Here is a 1,360-nt window from a genome sequence, read left to right as displayed (position 1 = left end):
CAAGACATAACTCTATCCCTCAATGGCAATATCCAATCTTCTTCTCTTTTAGAATTTTTAGAACAAGTAAATAAAATAATCAAAAATAAACACAAAAGAATTATATTTGTAGGACATTCATTGGGTGGGTATTTAGCTCAAATGGCTTTGATATATTGCGATATTAAATATAAAGACAAATTATCTTTTAGCCCTAATGAAGTTTATACTTTTAATTCCCCTAGTGTTTATGGTTGGAATTTTCCTAATATAGCTATCAACCCTAATACTATAAAAATTATGCAAGATCTTTTAGGAAAATACACTATAGATGTTTCAGAAAAAATCACTCATATTTATGATAATGGTAAAATTGAAATCATTGCTTCAGCTCAATATGGTGCAAGCAATGCTTTAGGTATATATACAGGGAAAAATGATCACTCTATAAAACCTCTTGTTAATACTCTCTATTTTTATTCCTATCTTTTAGAATTAGATGCTAACTATAACAAAGTCAAAGATAAAAGCCTTAGTGAGTGTATAGAGTATCTTAATCATTTTATGAAAAATATTCAAATTTATACAGAAACTTTTGTGTTAAAAAATAATGCTATTAATAATAAAAATTTCGCTCTTAAAAATGGACCTCTTGGACTTTTTAGAAGTTCTCCAGAAAAAATCAATCATTTTGAATATTTTCTTTCATTAATAGCCACCATAATGCAAGAAACAAATGGTATTTTAGAAGAGCTTGGAGATAATTATTATGCAAGCTATAAAGCTCCTACCATTAGTCAAACAAAAATCATAGATTTTATTTTAAAGGCGCAAAAAAAAGAAAAATACATTTTAATTCTTGATAAAAATGATTTTAATAAATACAGAAAAGATTGTTCCTTTATTAATAATCAAGAAAACTTAGCTCATAAAATTGCCATTGGGGAATTTAGAATTTTCATTGTGGTTTATAAAGATATGAAATGTCTTGAAAATATTAATAATATAACAAAAATATATGGATATAATTCAAAAAGTTATAAAATAAAAGATCAAATTTGGGATGAGCAATATTTAGGTGGAGTTTGTAAAATATCACAAGCTTTGTATTTTAATGGAAAAGCTAAAATAGGTATTATTTAGGAAAATTATGATAGGTAAAGACTTTTTATATTCTATTCATAAAGATAAAAAAAGTATTTATTTATTTTGTGAAAATAAAAGCATCATTGATTGTCAAAGTATTTATGATGAACTTTATAAATTAGAAGCAACGACAGATTTTACTTTTGAAGAACTTCAAAACTACCAAGCTTATATCTTCCTAAACTCCACTCTCCTTACAGGCTCAAATGAACTTCCTAATAATCCTTTTTACTTT

The 1,360-nt window shown here is 25.4% G+C and carries 2 protein-coding genes; both read left to right on the top strand.

Annotated features, from left to right (window positions below; translation table 11 throughout):
• On the top strand, positions 1-1,122 hold a 1,122-nt coding region (locus BGS40_RS09270), incomplete at its 5' end, for a lipase family protein (RefSeq protein WP_180753111.1).
• Between the two features lie 7 nt (positions 1,123-1,129).
• The coding region (locus BGS40_RS07460) for a hypothetical protein (RefSeq protein ID WP_070209932.1) at positions 1,130-1,360 on the top strand (231 nt) is incomplete at its 3' end.

It is taken from the genome of Campylobacter sp. 107 (assembly GCF_002383835.1).
Lineage (GTDB): Bacteria > Campylobacterota > Campylobacteria > Campylobacterales > Campylobacteraceae > Campylobacter_D > Campylobacter_D jejuni.
Note: the sequence above shows the minus strand (reverse complement) of the source record. Positions and strands in the feature narration are given on the sequence as shown.